This is a genomic window from Bradyrhizobium sp. 27S5 (genome assembly GCF_037217225.1).
GTDB classification, from domain to species: domain Bacteria; phylum Pseudomonadota; class Alphaproteobacteria; order Rhizobiales; family Xanthobacteraceae; genus Bradyrhizobium; species Bradyrhizobium septentrionale.
The window spans coordinates 2,386,329-2,400,459 of sequence record NZ_CP147714.1 but is presented as its reverse complement, the minus strand read 5'-3'; the positions used below and the strand labels follow the sequence as shown (position 1 = coordinate 2,400,459).

Here is a 14,131-nt window from a genome sequence, read left to right as displayed (position 1 = left end):
CGAATGACCAAGATGGCAAGAGAGGGTGCCAGCACATCGCGCCTGCGTGTGATCCTGGCCGCAAGCATCGGCTCCGCGCTCGAATGGTATGATTTCTTCCTCTACGGCACCGCGGCCGCGCTGGTGTTCGGCGAGCTGTTCTTTCCAAAGAGCGATCCGGTCGTCGGCACGCTGCTGTCGTTCCTGACCTTCGGTGTCGGCTTCGTGGTGCGGCCGATCGGCGGCCTGGTGTTCGGCATCCTCGGCGATCGCTATGGCCGCAAGCCGGTGCTGGTCGCGACGCTCCTGATGATCGGCATCGGCACCACCGCGATCGGCTTCCTGCCGACCTATGCGCAGATCGGTGTCTGGGCGCCGATCCTGCTGGTCGCGATGCGCGTCATCCAGGGTCTTGGCGCCGGCGCCGAGTATGGCGGCGCGGTGATCTACCTGGTCGAGAACGCGCCGCCGAAGCATCGCGGCTTCTGGGGCGGCTTCGCGCCACTCGGCGTCTCGGTCGGCAATCTGCTCGCCGCCGCCGCCTTCGCGATGGTGACGATGCTGCCGCGCGAGGATTTGATGAGCTGGGGCTGGCGCCTGCCCTTCCTGGCGAGCTTCCTCTTGATCGTCGTCGGCATCTTCGTCCGCATGCGGATCACCGAGACGCCGGTCTATACCGAGGCGGTGGTCGCGCGCGGCAAGGTCGAGAGCAATCCGGCGATGGAGGCGCTGCGCCAGCATCCGCGCAACTTCTTCGTCGTGCTCGGCGCCCGCATGGCCGAGAACGGGCTCGGCTATTTCTTCCCGGTGTTTGGGCTGAGCTACGTCATCACCACGCTGGGCGTGCCGAAAGCCGATGCGCTCAGCGCCTTGATGCTGGCCTTCACTGTCGAGCTGTTTGCGATCCTCGGCTTTGCGGCCTTGTCGGACCGGATCGGACGGCGGCCGGTCTACATGTTCGGCGCGCTGGCCGGCGTCGCGCTCGCCTTCCCGTTCTTCTGGATGGTCGGCACCAAGCAGTGGATCATGATCGCGCTCGCCTTCATCCTGGCGCGCGCCGTGGTGACGGCGGCGATGTTCGGGCCGCAGGCGGCGTATTTCGCCGAACTGTTCCCGCCGCAACGCCGCTTCGCCGGCTTCGCCTTCGCGCGCGAGCTCGGTTCGCTGCTGTCGGGCGGCCCGGCACCGTTCGTCGCCACCGCGCTGGTGGCTGCCTACGGCACCTGGTGGCCGGTCGCCTGCTACGCGATGTTTCTGTCGGCCTGCACGGTGGTTGCGATCTGGATCGGGCCCGAGACCTATCAGGAGAACATCGCCGCCGACGCGAGCGAACAAGCCGAGCTGCCCGCGGCGCTCCCCGCGCGAGCCTGATCGGTGGCGCAGCAACTGCGTGTCCTGCAGTCGCTCTGGGCGATGGAGCGACGGCTGGCCGATGAGGGCGAATGGCCGCTGCAAACCCAGCTCGCGATGATCCGCGATGCCGGGTTTGACGGCGCCGGCGTGCGCTTCATCGATCCCGCCTTCGCCCGCGAGGTGACGGGCTTCCTTCGCGCGCACGGCATGATCTGGCAGGCGCAATGCTATCCGAAGGGCGTCGACGACCTGAAACGGGTGCTCGAGCTGGTGGCGCAGCTCGGCGCCGATCATGTCAACCTGCAGCCGGACATTCGTCTGCGCCGGCTCGCCGATTGCATTCCCCTGCTCGAAGGCTGGCGGCGGCTTGCCGCGGAAGCCGGCGTTGCCGTGCATGTCGAGACCCACCGCGACCGCATGACGACCGACCTGTTCTTCATGCTCGATCTGCTCGACTGCTTTCCCGATCTGCGGCTGACCGCCGATCTCTCGCACTATTTGGTCGGGCGTGAATTCGCCTGGCCGGTCGACGACGTCAACCACGGCATGATCCACCGCATCCTCGACAATGCCTGGGGCATCCACGGCCGCATCGCGAGCCGCGAGCAGGTCCAGATCTCGCTCGGCTTTCCGCAGCACCGGGGCTGGGTGTCGCTGTTCATGGACTGGTGGGCCTACGCCATCCGCTCCTGGCGCAAGCGTGCCGGCCCCGATGCGACCCTGACCTTCCTGTGCGAGCTCGGTCCCCCGCCCTACGCCATCACCGGACCCGACGGCAGGGAATTGTCCGACCGCTGGCAGGACGCGCTGGTCATGAAGGACATGATCCGCGCACTGTGGGAGCGCATCGCGAATGCGCCGCAGGGCCCGCTGCCGCGTTGATTCAAACGGGCCGCGGCGGCATTCTGACCCAACCGCAATCCGGAACGCCGCGAGGGCCCGTGCGCGACCACTGCGCCTACCCGCTTCGATGCCTCGCATCCGTTGCCGTCTCGGCCATGGCCGCCTTCGTCTGCACGACGACGACCGCAGCGGAGCTGAGGCTCGAGGTCGCGACCATGCCGCGCGTCGCGACGATCGACCCGCGCTTCCAGTCCTACAATATCGAGATGGTCGAGGTCACCGGCGGACGGTTCTGGAAGCCCTATGCAGCCGCCAGAACGCGTTCGCGTCCAGACGCGGAGCGGTTCGCGGCGCGGACGCCGATCGATCTGCATGATGCCAGGCTGCGAAAGCTCGCCGCGGCGCTCGCTCCGGCTTGTCTCCGCATCAGCGGAACCTGGGCCAACAGCACGTTCGTTGCGGAGTCCGAGACGCCGCCATCCGCGCCACCGGCCGGCTTCAACGGCGTGCTGACACGGCAACAATGGCGCGACGCGATCGATTTCTCGCACGCCGTCGACGCGCCTATCGTCACGTCCTTTGCGATCAGCGCCGGCACGCGTGACGCTGCGGGGCAATGGCTTCCGGAGCAGGCCCGCCGCTTTCTCGACATCACCCGATCAGCCGGCGGCCACATCGCCGCTGCCGAGTTCATGAACGAGCCCGATCTGCCGGCCATCGGCGGCGCCCCTGAGGGTTACGACGCCGCGGCCTACGGCCGGGACTTTGCCGCGTTCCGCGCCTTCATGAAGGCCACCGCGCCTGACGTGACGATCCTCGGCCCGGGCACGATCGGCACAGGTGCGGATGCTCAAGCGCTGTTCGCGGCAACGGCTGTGGGCATCGACACGGTCTCCTATCATCACTATGGCGCGCTCTCGGCCCGATGCGCCGGCGATCGCACGCCGAAGCGAGCATTGTCGGACGAATGGCTGGCACGCTCCGGCAAGACATTTGGCTTCTACCAGGCGCTGCGCGATGAGCTTGCACCGGGCAAGCCGATCTGGCTGACCGAGACCGCAGAGACTGCGTGCGGCGGCAACCGCTGGGCCGCGACGTTCATCGATACGTTCCGCTACCTCGATCAGCTCGGGCGCCTCGCCAAGGCCGGCGTTCAGGTGGTGATGCACAACACGCTTGCCGCGAGCGACTATGGGCTGCTCGACGAACGAACCCATCTGCCGCGGCCGAACTACTGGGCGGCGCTGCTATGGCGCCGGCTGATGGGAACCACCGTGCTGGATGCCGGCATCGCCGAGCGTCACGGCTTCCACGTCTATGCGCACTGCGCGCGCGACATGCCGGGCGGAATTGCCCTGCTCGTCATCAACAATGATCGGCGAATAAGGCGCAAGCTGACGCTGCCGGCCGGCTCGCAACGTTACACTCTGGCGAGCGCCACGCCCGCAGACGGCAACGTCCAGCTCAACGGCGCGACGCTTTTGCTTGGGACCGCGGACCGGATTCCCGCGCTGCACGGCGACGCGACCGCTCCCGGGACAATGGTCTTCGCACCCAGAACGATCACGTTCCTGACCGTCGCCGATGCCGGCAACACCCATTGCCCGTAGCCGCGACGCCGTCTTACGCGGCGTCGCGGCCGGCGTCGGCGGATTCGAGCGGGCGTACCACAAGATGGCCGAGCATGATCGCGGTCATCAGCCGCTCCATCTCAAGCCATGCGGTGACATGCGACATGGTCGGCCGGCCACCACGCGCGAACTGATCGATGTCGTCGATCGCCGTCAGTCCGCGCGGATAGAATTCGCGGAAGATCACCCGCTCGGCCAGTCCATCGACCAGGCGGAAATTCAGCGTCTTCGACAGCTCGCTCAGCGCCTCGCCGACCAGGCGCTTGTTGCGCGAGCCGAGCGTGGAGAGACGGTTGCGAAGCACCACCCATTCGAATGCCGCCTGCTCATGCGCGCTGCGCTCGCGCCGCGCTTCCTCCACCATCTTCGAATAGTGGCTGATGCCGGTCACCTTGAAGTCGTTCGGATCGACGGTGCCCAGCACGTCGAAATCGAGGAAGCTGTCGTTGAGCGGCGTGATCAGCGTATTCGCCAGCGAATGCGTGAACGTCGTCAGATAAGTGTCATGGCCGGGGCAGTCGATGACGACGAAGTCATGCGACCGGCTGAGCCGCTCGACGATCTCGGCAAGCGCGCTGCGGCCGAGCGTCTCGACCTCGCTGCTCCTGCCGCCGACCGTCTCGAAGCACATATGCGTCGGGATGCCGAGATCGAGCGAGGACTCCCGCGCCCAGTCGCGCCGGTTCTCGACATAGTGCGTCAGCGACTTCTGCTTGTTGTCGAGATCGATGGTGGCGACACGCTGACCCGCCTTGATCAGCGCGATGGCGACGTGCATGGCAATTGTCGACTTGCCCGAGCCGCCCTTGTTGTTCCCGACGACGATGACGCGTGCGCTTGTCATGAGATTCCTCACCCGACGCTGGAGTCAAAGCAGGACGCAATTGAATTTAAGTATGGAATCGAATCTCACTGATTCGACGAATCTCGACAAGAGTCGTCGCACGATCGTCGTGATCGAAATTGATGCGGTTGCGACATCATTGTCACAACCACAGCCTTGTCAGAGCACGTACCGTGAACGCAATGAACGCGCCCGGGAATAGCATCCCTGCAGCTAGCGTCCCTGAAACACCGCGGCGCGCCGTTCGACAAACGACTTGATGCCTTCGGCCGCATCGGCGGTGTTGAGCACGCGTTCGCGGATCTGCGGGATGATCGCGATCGCCGCCTGCTCGCCGGCTTCGATGAACTTGCGGCCCGCCTCCTTCGTCACCTGGATTCCGAGCGGCGCGTTGCGCGCGATGATCGCTGCCAGTTCCATCGCACGCTCGATCTGCTGACCAGCGGGCACGACCTCCTGCACGAGGCCGATCCGATGAGCCTCGGCGGCGGCGAACTCGTCGCACAGCAGCAAATGATACATCGCATTGCCCCACCCGGCGCGGCTGATGTAGCGGAAATGCGCGCCCGCCAGCGGCGCGATACCGCGCTTGGCCTCCATCTGGCAGAAACGGCTGTCGTCCGCGGCAATAACGATATCGCCCGCGAGCATCATCTCGATGCCGACGGTGAACACGATGCCCTGCACCGCCGTGACGATCGGCTTCCGGCACCGCTTCGACAAGCCGAACGGATCGACATTGCCTTCCGGCAACGGCTTGCGCGATGCGCTCGGACCGAAGAATTTCGGCATGTCGAGGCCCGCGGTGAAACTGCCGCCGGCGGCGCAGAGCACGCCGACCCAGAGGCCGTCGTCATTGTCGAGCAGCGTCAGCGCGTCGGACAGTTCGGCCATCATCTCCGGGCTGAAGGCGTTCTTCTTCGCGGGATTGTCGATGATGATCTTCAGGATGCGGTCATGCCGCTCGTGACGGACCCGCCCTTCGCTCGCGCTGCCGGACATCTGCTCCTCCCTGCTTTGTGACTGACAAATATTGTGAATGATGGTTGTCATCCAGATGCATGATGGCCATAATCCAGAAAGAGAGTCAAACGGGGGCGATGCGAGATGGGCCATTCCCAGGCCGACAAGGCCAGGAGCCGCGAGCGCATTCTGAACGAGGCGGCGACGCAGATCCGCGACGCGGGGCTGGACGCGCTCAGCATCGGCAGCCTGATGCAGCAGGTGAAATTGACCCATGGCGGCTTCTACGGGCACTTCGCCTCGCGGTCGGACCTGATCGCCGCGGCGCTGGAACAGGCGCTGAATGCAGGCGAAGCGACGGCGCGCGCGTCGCGCGATCCCGACAAGCCGGTCAGCGTCAATTCACTGGCGCGAAGCTATCTCAGCCGCACCCATCGCGACTCCCGCGAGACGGGTTGCGCGATCGGCGCGTTGATCTCGGATGTCGGCCGCGCCGACGAGCAATGCCGCGCGGTGATGGAACCGCACATCGAAGCCTTCATCGCCAAGGTCGCTGATGCGTTCGGCGATGATGACGATGCCCGCGCAATCGTGGCGGTGAGCGCAATGGTCGGTGCGCTCGCGGTCTCGCGCGTCCTCACCGATCAAAAGCGGTCCGACGCCATCCTGCGCACAGTGCGCGACCGCATCGTCGCGATGGCCTCGGACGAATGATTTCGCCCGCACCGCGGGCAGCATGATGGAGAGAGCCATGAACGACCGAACCGCGCTCGAGCCGACCGCCGTGGAGGGAAGCGTGCTGATTGCCGGCGTCGGCGCATCGCACGGCCTCGGCGCCGCGATCGCGCGGCGCTTTGCCGCCGGCGGCTATCCCGTCGCGATCGCCGGCCGCAATGCCGAGAAGCTCGCCGCGACCGCCGCCGAACTCGCAGCTGATGGCGCCAGGGTCGCCCATGTCGTGGGCGATGCTTCGATTGCCGCGGATGTGGCCCGCTTCGTCGAGGCTGCCGGGAAGCTCGCGCCGCTTGCGATGGCCGTGCACAATGCCGGCTCGAACCGGCCGGCACCGTTCCTCAAGGTCAGCGAACAGCGCTTCGAGGAGCACTGGCGCGAACATGCGCTCGGCGGTTTCCAACTGGCGCAGGCCGCGATCCCAGCTTTGCTGGCGCGCGGCGGCGGCACGCTGGTCTTCACCGGCGCCAGCGGCTCGCTGCGCGGCAAGGCCAATTACGCGCCGTTCGCTTCGGCGAAGGCCGCGCTGCGCGCGATGGCGCAGAGCGTGGCGCGCGAATTCGGGCCGCAGGGCATCCATGTCGGCCATGTCGTGGTCGACGGCGGCATCGAGGGCGATCGGCTGCTGAGCATGCGTCCGCAGTTGAAGGACGATCGCGGCCCGGATGGGCTGCTCAACATCGCGGCCATCGCGGAGGCCTATTGGGTGCTGCACCACCAGCATCGCAGCGCCTGGACGCTGGAGCTCGACCTGCGGCCGTGGGCGGAGTCGTTCTGACGGCGGCACCGCCGCCCTTCATCAGGGAAATCGGTTGCGATCCGCCGAAATCTTGTCAGGTTATGCGACAAGGTCCGAGGAGATCGCACCATATCCCGGGAGAAGGCCATGTCGCAGCCCACGCCGATCCTGCATCATTTTGATCAGTCGCCCTTCTCCGAGAAGGTCCGCCTCATCTTCGGATTCAAGAATCTCGCCTGGAACTCGGTGCGGATTTCCCGGATCATGCCGCGGCCGGACCTGATGCCGATGACCGGCGGCTATCGCCGCACGCCGACGATGCAGATCGGCGCGGACATTTATTGTGACACCCAGATCATCATCCGCGAGCTGGAGCGCCGCTATCCGACGCCGACGCTGTTTCCCGCGGGCAATGCCGGAATGCCCTGGGCGCTCGGCATGTGGGCCGACCGGCCGTTCTTCCAGAACACGGTCAACCTGGCGTTCGGCTTCATCGGGGACAAGGTCCCCCAGGATTTCATCGAGGATCGCGAGAAGCTGCGCGGCGCCAAGTTCGACGTCGCCGCCATGACCGCCGCGCTACCGCAGATGCGCGACCAGTTTCGCGCCAATGTCGACTGGATCGAGGCGCAACTCGGCGACGGCCGGCCGTGGCTGTTCGGCGAGTTCAGCCTCGCCGATATCAGCGCCTACATGAACGTGTGGTACGCACGGCAGAGTGTCGCCACGATGGACGAGATCATGAAGCCCTTGCAGCGCGCTGCGGCCTGGGAGGCTCGCATCCGCGCCATCGGCCACGGCACGCGCACAGAGATGTCGTCGGGCGATGCGCTCGAGATCGCGGCGAAGGCGCGGCCGGAGTCGCCCGTTTTCGACGACCCTGCGGATCCGAACGGTCGCAAGCCCGGCGACGTCGTCGACGTGACGCCGGATGACTACGGCAAAATCCCGGTGCGCGGCGAGATCGTTTCGCTGTCGGCGCAGCACATCGCAATCCGCCGGTCCGACGAACGCGTCGGCGAAGTCGTGCTGCATTTTCCGCGGGCCGGCTTCCTGGTTGTCCCGGGCTGATCGCGGCAGGCTCGGCCGCCGGCCCTACACCCGCGACCCGGAAACGCTGCGTTTCGCGGCGTGACCTTGTCGGGCCACGAACAGGCAATACGTCTACTCCATCTCCAACCGAAGGCTCCACAGCGCGGGTTTGCGGACACATCCGCAGCGTTCTCAACCTGCGTGCGATGGGTGGCCCGCGGCGGATGCTCCGCCGCGCCGACAACCGGACTGACTGATGACCACCTCCCCTGAATTCGGGCTCGATACATTCGGCGACGTCACCAAGGACGCCGCCGGGGCACCACTGCCGCATGCCCAGGTGATCCGCAACGTCGTCGACGAGGCGGTGCTGGCCGATGAGCTCGGGATCGATTTCATCGGGCTCCGCGAGCACCACCGGGCCGACTTTGCGATCTCCACCCCCGAGACCGTGCTGGCGGCGATCGCCGCGCGCACGCAGAACATCCGCCTCGGCTCCGCGGTGACCGTGCTGAGCTCGGACGATCCGATCCGCGTGTTCCAGCGCTTCGCCACCGTCGATGCGCTCTCGAACGGCCGCGCCGAGGTGATCCTCGGCCGCGGCTCCTTCACCGAATCGTTCCCGCTGTTCGGCTTCGACCTCAAGCAATACAACGAGCTGTTCGAGGAGAAGCTCGACCTGTTCACCGAGCTCTTGAAGCAGGAGCCGGTGACCTGGCAGGGCAAGCTGCGGTCACCACTCGGCAACCAGTCGGTCTATCCGCCGGTCGAGCACGGCCGGCTGAAGACCTGGATCGGCGTCGGCGGCAGCCCCGAATCGGTGGTGCGCGCGGCGCATTACGACCTGCCGCTGATGCTCGCCATCATCGGCGGCGATCCCGGGCGCTTTGCGCCCTATGTCGACCTGCATCAGCGCGCCTACCAGCAGTTCGGCCGCGCGCCGCAGCCGATCGGCGTCCATTCGCCGGGCTACGTTGCCGAGACGGACGCGCAGGCCAGGGAAGAGCTGTGGCCGGACTACAAGGTGATGCGCGACCGCATCGGCAAGGAGCGCGGCTGGCCGCCAATGGGCCGCGACGAGTTCGTGGCTGAAGCCGAGCATGGCTCGCTCTATGTCGGCTCCCCCGAAACCGTGGCCCGCAAGATCGCGGCGACCGTGAAGGCGCTCGGCGCTGCGCGCTTCCAGCTGAAATACTCTGCCGGCCCGCTGCCGCACGAGAAGCTGATGAAGAGCATCGAGCTCTACGGCAGCAAGGTGGCGCCGATGGTGCGCGACCTGCTCGCCGCGTGACGCACGATCGCTAGCCCGAAAAGCAAAACCCCCGGCGTTTTGGCGCCGGGGGCTCTGTTAGATCGCAGTCAGATCAACCGGTATTACCAGTTGCGCTGAGCGCGGAGCGGGGCGGCCTAGAGGCCGCCCCCACCATGCTGATCATGAATACATGTTATTTTGCCATCGCCGTCCTGGCGGCCTCGATTTTCGCCTTCACGGCATCGAGATTGAAACTCGCGCCTTTCTGCATCGGCGGAAACTCGATCGCCGTCATCGCCAGCTTTTCCACCTGCTGCTGAACAAACACAAAGCGCCAGAATTCGAATTTGAACCAGTCGAAGTATTGTTGCGCGCCGTATTTGGTCCCGCTATCGGGCCATCCCGTTCGCTCGAAAGGATCGAGGCGAAGGTTAATCAGGTAGGGCACGTCAGGCTTGGTTTTTTCACCCAGCCAGCCTCCAGGCTGGTCGATGAAGCGATACTTGTAGTCGTCGATGCGCACGGCACCCAGTTCGCTTTCCCCGAAGTACCAGATTTCGTGCCGGTTCGACGGCCCCTTGCCGGTAATCATGTCCATCTGGTTATAGCCGTCCAAATGACATTTGTAGGTCGTGTCACCGATCTGCTTGCCCTTCTTCAGCTCTTCGACAATGTTCGGGTTGCCGGCCGCCGCAAGGAGGGTCGGAAACCAGTCCAGCCCGGAGATGATGCCGTTCTCGACCTTGCCGGCCGGCACCTTGCCCGGCCAGCGGATCATCGCCGGCGCGCGGAAGCCGCCTTCCATGACAGTACCTTTGCTCTGCGCGAAAGGCGTCTGTCCGCCATCCGGCCAAGTGAAGACCTCGGTGCCGTTATCGGTTGTGAAGATGACAATGGTGTTGTCATCCACGCCCATGTCCTTGAGCTTTTGCATTACTATGCCGACATCGTCGTCGAGCTGCGCCATGCCGGCTTCATGAATCGACCAGCCGTTCTTGGAGTTGCGCAGCGCTTCGTACTTCGGCGACAGATGGGTGACGATGTGCATGCGGGTCGGATTGAGCCACAGGAAGAACGGCTTGTTGTCGGCCTTGGCCTTGTCGATGAACTTGAGCGCAAAGTCGCGGATTTCGTCGTCCACGGTTTCCATCCGCTTGGGATAGAGCGTGCCCGCGTCCTCGATCTTCTGTTTGCCGACCTTGCCCCAGCGCGGATCCACGGTGGCGTCGTCGACATTGGTCGCATAACAATGGAGCATGTTGCGTGGACCGACGGTGTTCAGCAACTCCTGAGGATAGGCGGGATGCGCTGGATCTTCCATCGCATCGAGGTGATACAGGTAGCCGAAGAACTCGTCGAAACCGTGCACCGTCGGCAGAAACTCGTTTTTGTCGCCAAGGTGGTTCTTGCCGAATTGGCCGGTGGCGTAACCCATTCCTTTCAGCGCGGTAGCGATGGTTACGGCCTGCGCGGGTATGCCTGTGGGTGCGCCGGCCTGGCCGACCGTGGTCATGCCGGTGCGGATCGGTAGCTCGCCGGTGATGAAGTTGGCGCGGCCTGCGGTGCAGCTCGCCTCGGCGTAATAATCGGTAAACAGCATGCCTTCTGCGGCGATCTTGTCGAGGTTCGGCGTCCGGCCGGCCATCATGCCACGATGGTAAGCACCGATATTCCAGATGCCGATATCGTCCCCCATGATGACGACGATATTGGGCCGCTGTCCGGCCGGCGCGGGCACCGGGGCCGGCGTAGGTTGCTGCGCTTGCGCGAAGCTTGTCGCACCAACGGCAGAGAGTGCTGAAGCGGCGACGAGCGAACTACCGCTCAACAAGAGATCGCGGCGTTTCAATCCTGCGCTGGTGGCTCCCGTACTCATCTCAGGCTTTTCCGGAATCGTATCGTTACTCATGAGGTGATCCTCTTCCTGGTGATGCACCTGAAGCCGACATGGCTTGCTGAGGTGTCGATCGGCTCGGCATGACGCGCGGCCGGACGATAGCGGCGGCAGTAGCTGGGGGCGCAAAGATGCGAGCCGCCTTTAAGCACCTTGCGTGGAATCCTGAGGTTCGGCTGACGAGAGTCGTAGCTCGCGCCCTCGGACCCGCCGCGAGGATTTTGCGGGATGCAGCAGGCTTTCAGGGCGTCTGCGTCGTGCTTCTGTGAATACCAATCAGCCGTCCATTCCCAGACATTGCCGATCATGTCATGAAGGCCGTAGCCATTGACCGGGAATGCGGTGACGGGCGAGGTGCGTTCGAAGCCATCAGCCACCAGATTCTGGTGCGGGAAATTGCCCTGCCAGGTATTCGCCATGTGCCTGCCGCCGGGAAGTTGCTCGTCACCCCAAGCGAATTCCGCGCCGTCGAGTCCGCCACGCGCGGCAAACTCCCATTCGGCTTCGGTCGGCAAGTCCTTGCCAGCCCACGCCGCGTAGGCCTCAGCATCACGATAGGCAATGTGGACCACGGGATGATCGTCGAGGCCGCTGATCGAACTGCGGGGGCCGTATGGCCGGCGCCAGTTGGCGCCAAATTTGAAACTCCACCATTGCGACCAGTCGCGCAAATCGACCGGACACTTCGGTGGCGTGAAAACCAGCGAGCCTGCCTTGAGCATGTGCGGCAGTGCGCCTGGATAGTCCTTTGCGTCAGGTCGCGTCTCCGCGAATGTCACGTAGCCTGTTGCGTTGACGAACTTGCGAAAATCGCGATTGGTGACCGGCGTCCGGTCCATCCAGAAGCCGCTCACCGAGACGCGATGGACCGGCGCCTCTTCGGCATAGTGCCTGTCGGAGCCCATGCGGAAAGTGCCGCCCGGAATCCAGATCATGCCCCTTTGGCTGGGCCCATCCGACAAAGGTACGCCTGCCGCAACGCCAACGTCGTGCATAGGCTACTCGCACTGAACGAGTTTCAAAGTTACGAACGCCGCCCCGAGCAAGAATCTCTAGGCAGCGTTCTAGCTCGCCGATTGCTTCGGGGGACGGTTTCACGCCTTGGTCAGTCAAAAGACGATCGAGTATCTGAAGTGCGAGGCCGACTACACAGCGTCTACGAACTAGACAAGATAAGATGCTTCCAGCAACGCATCCTCATATTGATCTGGATCAATCGAGCCAGGTCGCCTCTTCATTATCGAGAGCCCCTGACGACTATGCAAAAACTGCCAAGGCTGTAGCGTCATGGACACAGCCTTTCAATAAAAGGCCGGCTGAACGCAAGTATGCCGATTTCGCATGGACCAACGGCGGCGTCAGCTTATTATTTCCGAGAGTTTCTACCCCGCCGGAGTAATGGCGGGATCGCGAGAGTCGGGGGGATCGGCGATGCGGTACCTTGGACCTGGTTTGGGACGCGGATTTTTTTCGCAGTGGCATTTCAGTGTTGGGGCGCTTGCCGCTCTGCTGGTGCTTTCCACCCAAGCGGCTCGCGCCGATGAAAATGGCATCAGCTTTTGGGTACCCGGATTTTTTGGCAGCCTCGCGGCTGTTCCGCAGCAGGCGCCGGGCTGGTCGATGACCTCGATTTATTATCACACCTCTGTTTCCGCCGGCGGCGACGTGGCGCGGTCGCGCGAAATCACGATTGGTCGCTTTCCCGCGAATCTGACGGCCAACGTGAACGCGAACGTCAATGCGAATGTGAATATTGGCTTTCTGGCCGGGACTTATACTTTTGCGACACCGGTGCTTGGCGGTCAGGCCTCTGCCACCCTGTTGGCGGCCTACGGATCCAACTCCACCTCGCTCGCTGGATCGCTTGTGGGGACATTGACGGGACCGGGCGGCGCCACGTCCCCCTTCTCCCGGTTTGACAGCATCGACAGCTCGCTCATTGCATTCGGCGACCTGATCCCGCAGTTCGCGCTGCGCTGGAATGCCGGCGTAAACAATTACATGACGTACGTTACCGCCGACCTCCCGGCTGGCGCCTACCAGTCGACCCGCCTGGCGAATATGGGGATTGGGCACTGGGCAATCGACGCGGGCGGCGGCTACACCTATTTCGATCCAAAGACCGGGCATGAATTTTCGACGGTGCTGGGATTCACCTACAACTTCGTCAATCCCTCCACTGACTATCAAAGCGGCGTCGACATGCACCTCGACTGGGGCGCGTCGCAATTCCTGACCAAGCAGTGGCAGGTCGGCCTCGTCGGTTACGTCTATCAGGGGCTCGGATGCGACAGCGGCTCCGGCGATCGCGTCGGCTGCTTCCGGTCGCGCGTGGTCGGCGTCGGCCCGCAGGTCGGCTACATTTTCCCGGTCGGCGACATGCAGGGATATCTGAACCTGAAGGGCTACGGCGAATTCGCCAATGAAAATCGGCCGGCAGGCTGGAACGTCTGGCTGACGTTCAATCTTCAGCCCGCGGCGCCAACGCCGCCGACATCCACAAGGCCCAGATTCACAAAGTAGCAGCGCCGGTGACGCTGCCACCGGCGCCGTGCTGAAGGATCAATCTGGCGCGTCGGCAGCAACGCAATCAGCCAACAGACACTCCGCAGGCGTGCGGACATGTCCAAGTTGGGTCCACAAGGCGACATTCCGGGGGCGCGGCCGAATGTCCGCCTTACCCGTCGAAGGCGGACATCCCGAGTGTATGAGTACAGGCCCTAGTAGGTCGTCGGTGCGCCTATGTCACCGGTGTAGGCATTCGTTGTGTTGTCTCCGTCGAGCGCTGCGATGGCCGCTTTGCGGACCTCCGTATGGAGTCCCTCGGCCACCCCTGACTCCTTGGGTATCGCTGCGCCATCCACGCGCG

General features: G+C 64.3%; 12 protein-coding genes. 8 read left to right on the top strand and 4 right to left on the bottom strand.

The annotated features are described in order from the left end of the window. The first annotated feature begins 3 nt into the window (after positions 1-3). Genes WDM24_RS11320 through WDM24_RS11310 form a run of 3 tightly spaced genes read left to right on the top strand, consistent with a single transcriptional unit; the run spans position 4 to position 3,785 of the window. Entirely contained in the window at positions 4-1,350 is a 1,347-nt protein-coding gene (locus tag WDM24_RS11320) for an MFS transporter (RefSeq protein WP_338831252.1), read from the top strand. Between the two features lie 3 nt (positions 1,351-1,353). Beyond that, positions 1,354-2,214: a sugar phosphate isomerase/epimerase gene (locus tag WDM24_RS11315; protein ID WP_338831251.1), complete on the top strand. Its 861-nt coding sequence runs from the start codon at positions 1,354-1,356 to the stop codon at positions 2,212-2,214. Between the two features lie 59 nt (positions 2,215-2,273). Further along, the gene (locus tag WDM24_RS11310; protein ID WP_338831250.1) at positions 2,274-3,785 is read left to right on the top strand and encodes a hypothetical protein; all 1,512 of its coding nucleotides are present in this window, start codon (positions 2,274-2,276) and stop codon (positions 3,783-3,785) included. Positions 3,786-3,798: 13 nt separating this feature from the next. On the opposite strand, the gene WDM24_RS11305 is transcribed toward WDM24_RS11310, so the two are convergent. Together WDM24_RS11305 and WDM24_RS11300 are read right to left on the bottom strand one after the other, a co-directional pair. After that, positions 3,799-4,650 (bottom strand): division plane positioning ATPase MipZ, encoded by an 852-nt coding sequence (locus WDM24_RS11305; RefSeq protein WP_338831249.1) that lies wholly within the window; start codon positions 4,648-4,650, stop codon positions 3,799-3,801. A gap of 213 nt (positions 4,651-4,863) precedes the next feature. Further along, positions 4,864-5,652, bottom strand: a complete 789-nt coding sequence (locus WDM24_RS11300) for a crotonase/enoyl-CoA hydratase family protein (protein WP_338831248.1) — start codon at positions 5,650-5,652, stop codon at positions 4,864-4,866. A 105-nt stretch (positions 5,653-5,757) separates the two neighbouring features. Between WDM24_RS11300 and WDM24_RS11295 the strand changes: the two genes are divergently transcribed. The 4 genes from WDM24_RS11295 (at position 5,758) to WDM24_RS11280 (ending at position 9,407) form a co-directional block, all read left to right on the top strand. Beyond that, positions 5,758-6,327: a TetR/AcrR family transcriptional regulator gene (locus tag WDM24_RS11295; RefSeq protein WP_166298021.1), complete on the top strand. Its 570-nt coding sequence runs from the start codon at positions 5,758-5,760 to the stop codon at positions 6,325-6,327. Between the two features lie 37 nt (positions 6,328-6,364). Beyond that, the gene (locus tag WDM24_RS11290) at positions 6,365-7,123 is read left to right on the top strand and encodes an SDR family NAD(P)-dependent oxidoreductase (protein WP_338831247.1); all 759 of its coding nucleotides are present in this window, start codon (positions 6,365-6,367) and stop codon (positions 7,121-7,123) included. A 108-nt stretch (positions 7,124-7,231) separates the two neighbouring features. Then, entirely contained in the window at positions 7,232-8,155 is a 924-nt protein-coding gene (locus WDM24_RS11285; protein WP_338831246.1) for a glutathione S-transferase family protein, read from the top strand. Between the two features lie 217 nt (positions 8,156-8,372). Next, positions 8,373-9,407, top strand: coding sequence for an LLM class flavin-dependent oxidoreductase (locus tag WDM24_RS11280; protein ID WP_338831245.1), 1,035 nt, complete (start codon positions 8,373-8,375; stop codon positions 9,405-9,407). Between the two features lie 154 nt (positions 9,408-9,561). Here the strand turns inward: WDM24_RS11280 and WDM24_RS11275 are convergent, their stop codons facing one another. Beyond that, entirely contained in the window at positions 9,562-11,277 is a 1,716-nt protein-coding gene (locus WDM24_RS11275; protein ID WP_414645708.1) for an arylsulfatase, read from the bottom strand. Continuing rightward, positions 11,274-12,197 carry a formylglycine-generating enzyme family protein gene (locus WDM24_RS11270; protein ID WP_414645707.1) on the bottom strand — a complete coding sequence of 308 codons (924 nt, stop codon included), beginning with the start codon at positions 12,195-12,197 and terminating at the stop codon, positions 11,274-11,276. Before WDM24_RS11270 ends, WDM24_RS11275 begins: the two co-directional genes overlap by 4 nt. A gap of 496 nt (positions 12,198-12,693) precedes the next feature. Here WDM24_RS11270 and WDM24_RS11265 point away from each other — a divergent pair, with 496 nt between their 5' ends. Next, entirely contained in the window at positions 12,694-13,785 is a 1,092-nt protein-coding gene (locus tag WDM24_RS11265) for a SphA family protein (RefSeq protein WP_338831243.1), read from the top strand. Positions 13,786-14,131: the final 346 nt, after the last annotated feature.

Excerpts from the sequence above, each read along its gene's own strand:
- WDM24_RS11300 (WP_338831248.1), bottom strand. The coding sequence starts at position 5,652 with ATGTCCGGCAGCGCGAGCGAAGGGCGGGTCCGTCACGAGCGGCATGAC.
- WDM24_RS11275 (WP_414645708.1), bottom strand. The coding sequence starts at position 11,277 with ATGAGTAACGATACGATTCCGGAAAAGCCTGAGATGAGTACGGGAGCC.
- WDM24_RS11270 (WP_414645707.1), bottom strand. The coding sequence starts at position 12,197 with ATGATCTGGATTCCGGGCGGCACTTTCCGCATGGGCTCCGACAGGCAC.
- WDM24_RS11285 (WP_338831246.1), top strand. The coding sequence starts at position 7,232 with ATGTCGCAGCCCACGCCGATCCTGCATCATTTTGATCAGTCGCCCTTC.
- WDM24_RS11290 (WP_338831247.1), top strand. The coding sequence starts at position 6,365 with ATGAACGACCGAACCGCGCTCGAGCCGACCGCCGTGGAGGGAAGCGTG.
- WDM24_RS11320 (WP_338831252.1), top strand. The coding sequence starts at position 4 with ATGACCAAGATGGCAAGAGAGGGTGCCAGCACATCGCGCCTGCGTGTG.
- WDM24_RS11280 (WP_338831245.1), top strand. The coding sequence starts at position 8,373 with ATGACCACCTCCCCTGAATTCGGGCTCGATACATTCGGCGACGTCACC.
- WDM24_RS11305 (WP_338831249.1), bottom strand. The coding sequence starts at position 4,650 with ATGACAAGCGCACGCGTCATCGTCGTCGGGAACAACAAGGGCGGCTCG.
- WDM24_RS11265 (WP_338831243.1), top strand. The coding sequence starts at position 12,694 with ATGCGGTACCTTGGACCTGGTTTGGGACGCGGATTTTTTTCGCAGTGG.
- WDM24_RS11295 (WP_166298021.1), top strand. The coding sequence starts at position 5,758 with ATGGGCCATTCCCAGGCCGACAAGGCCAGGAGCCGCGAGCGCATTCTG.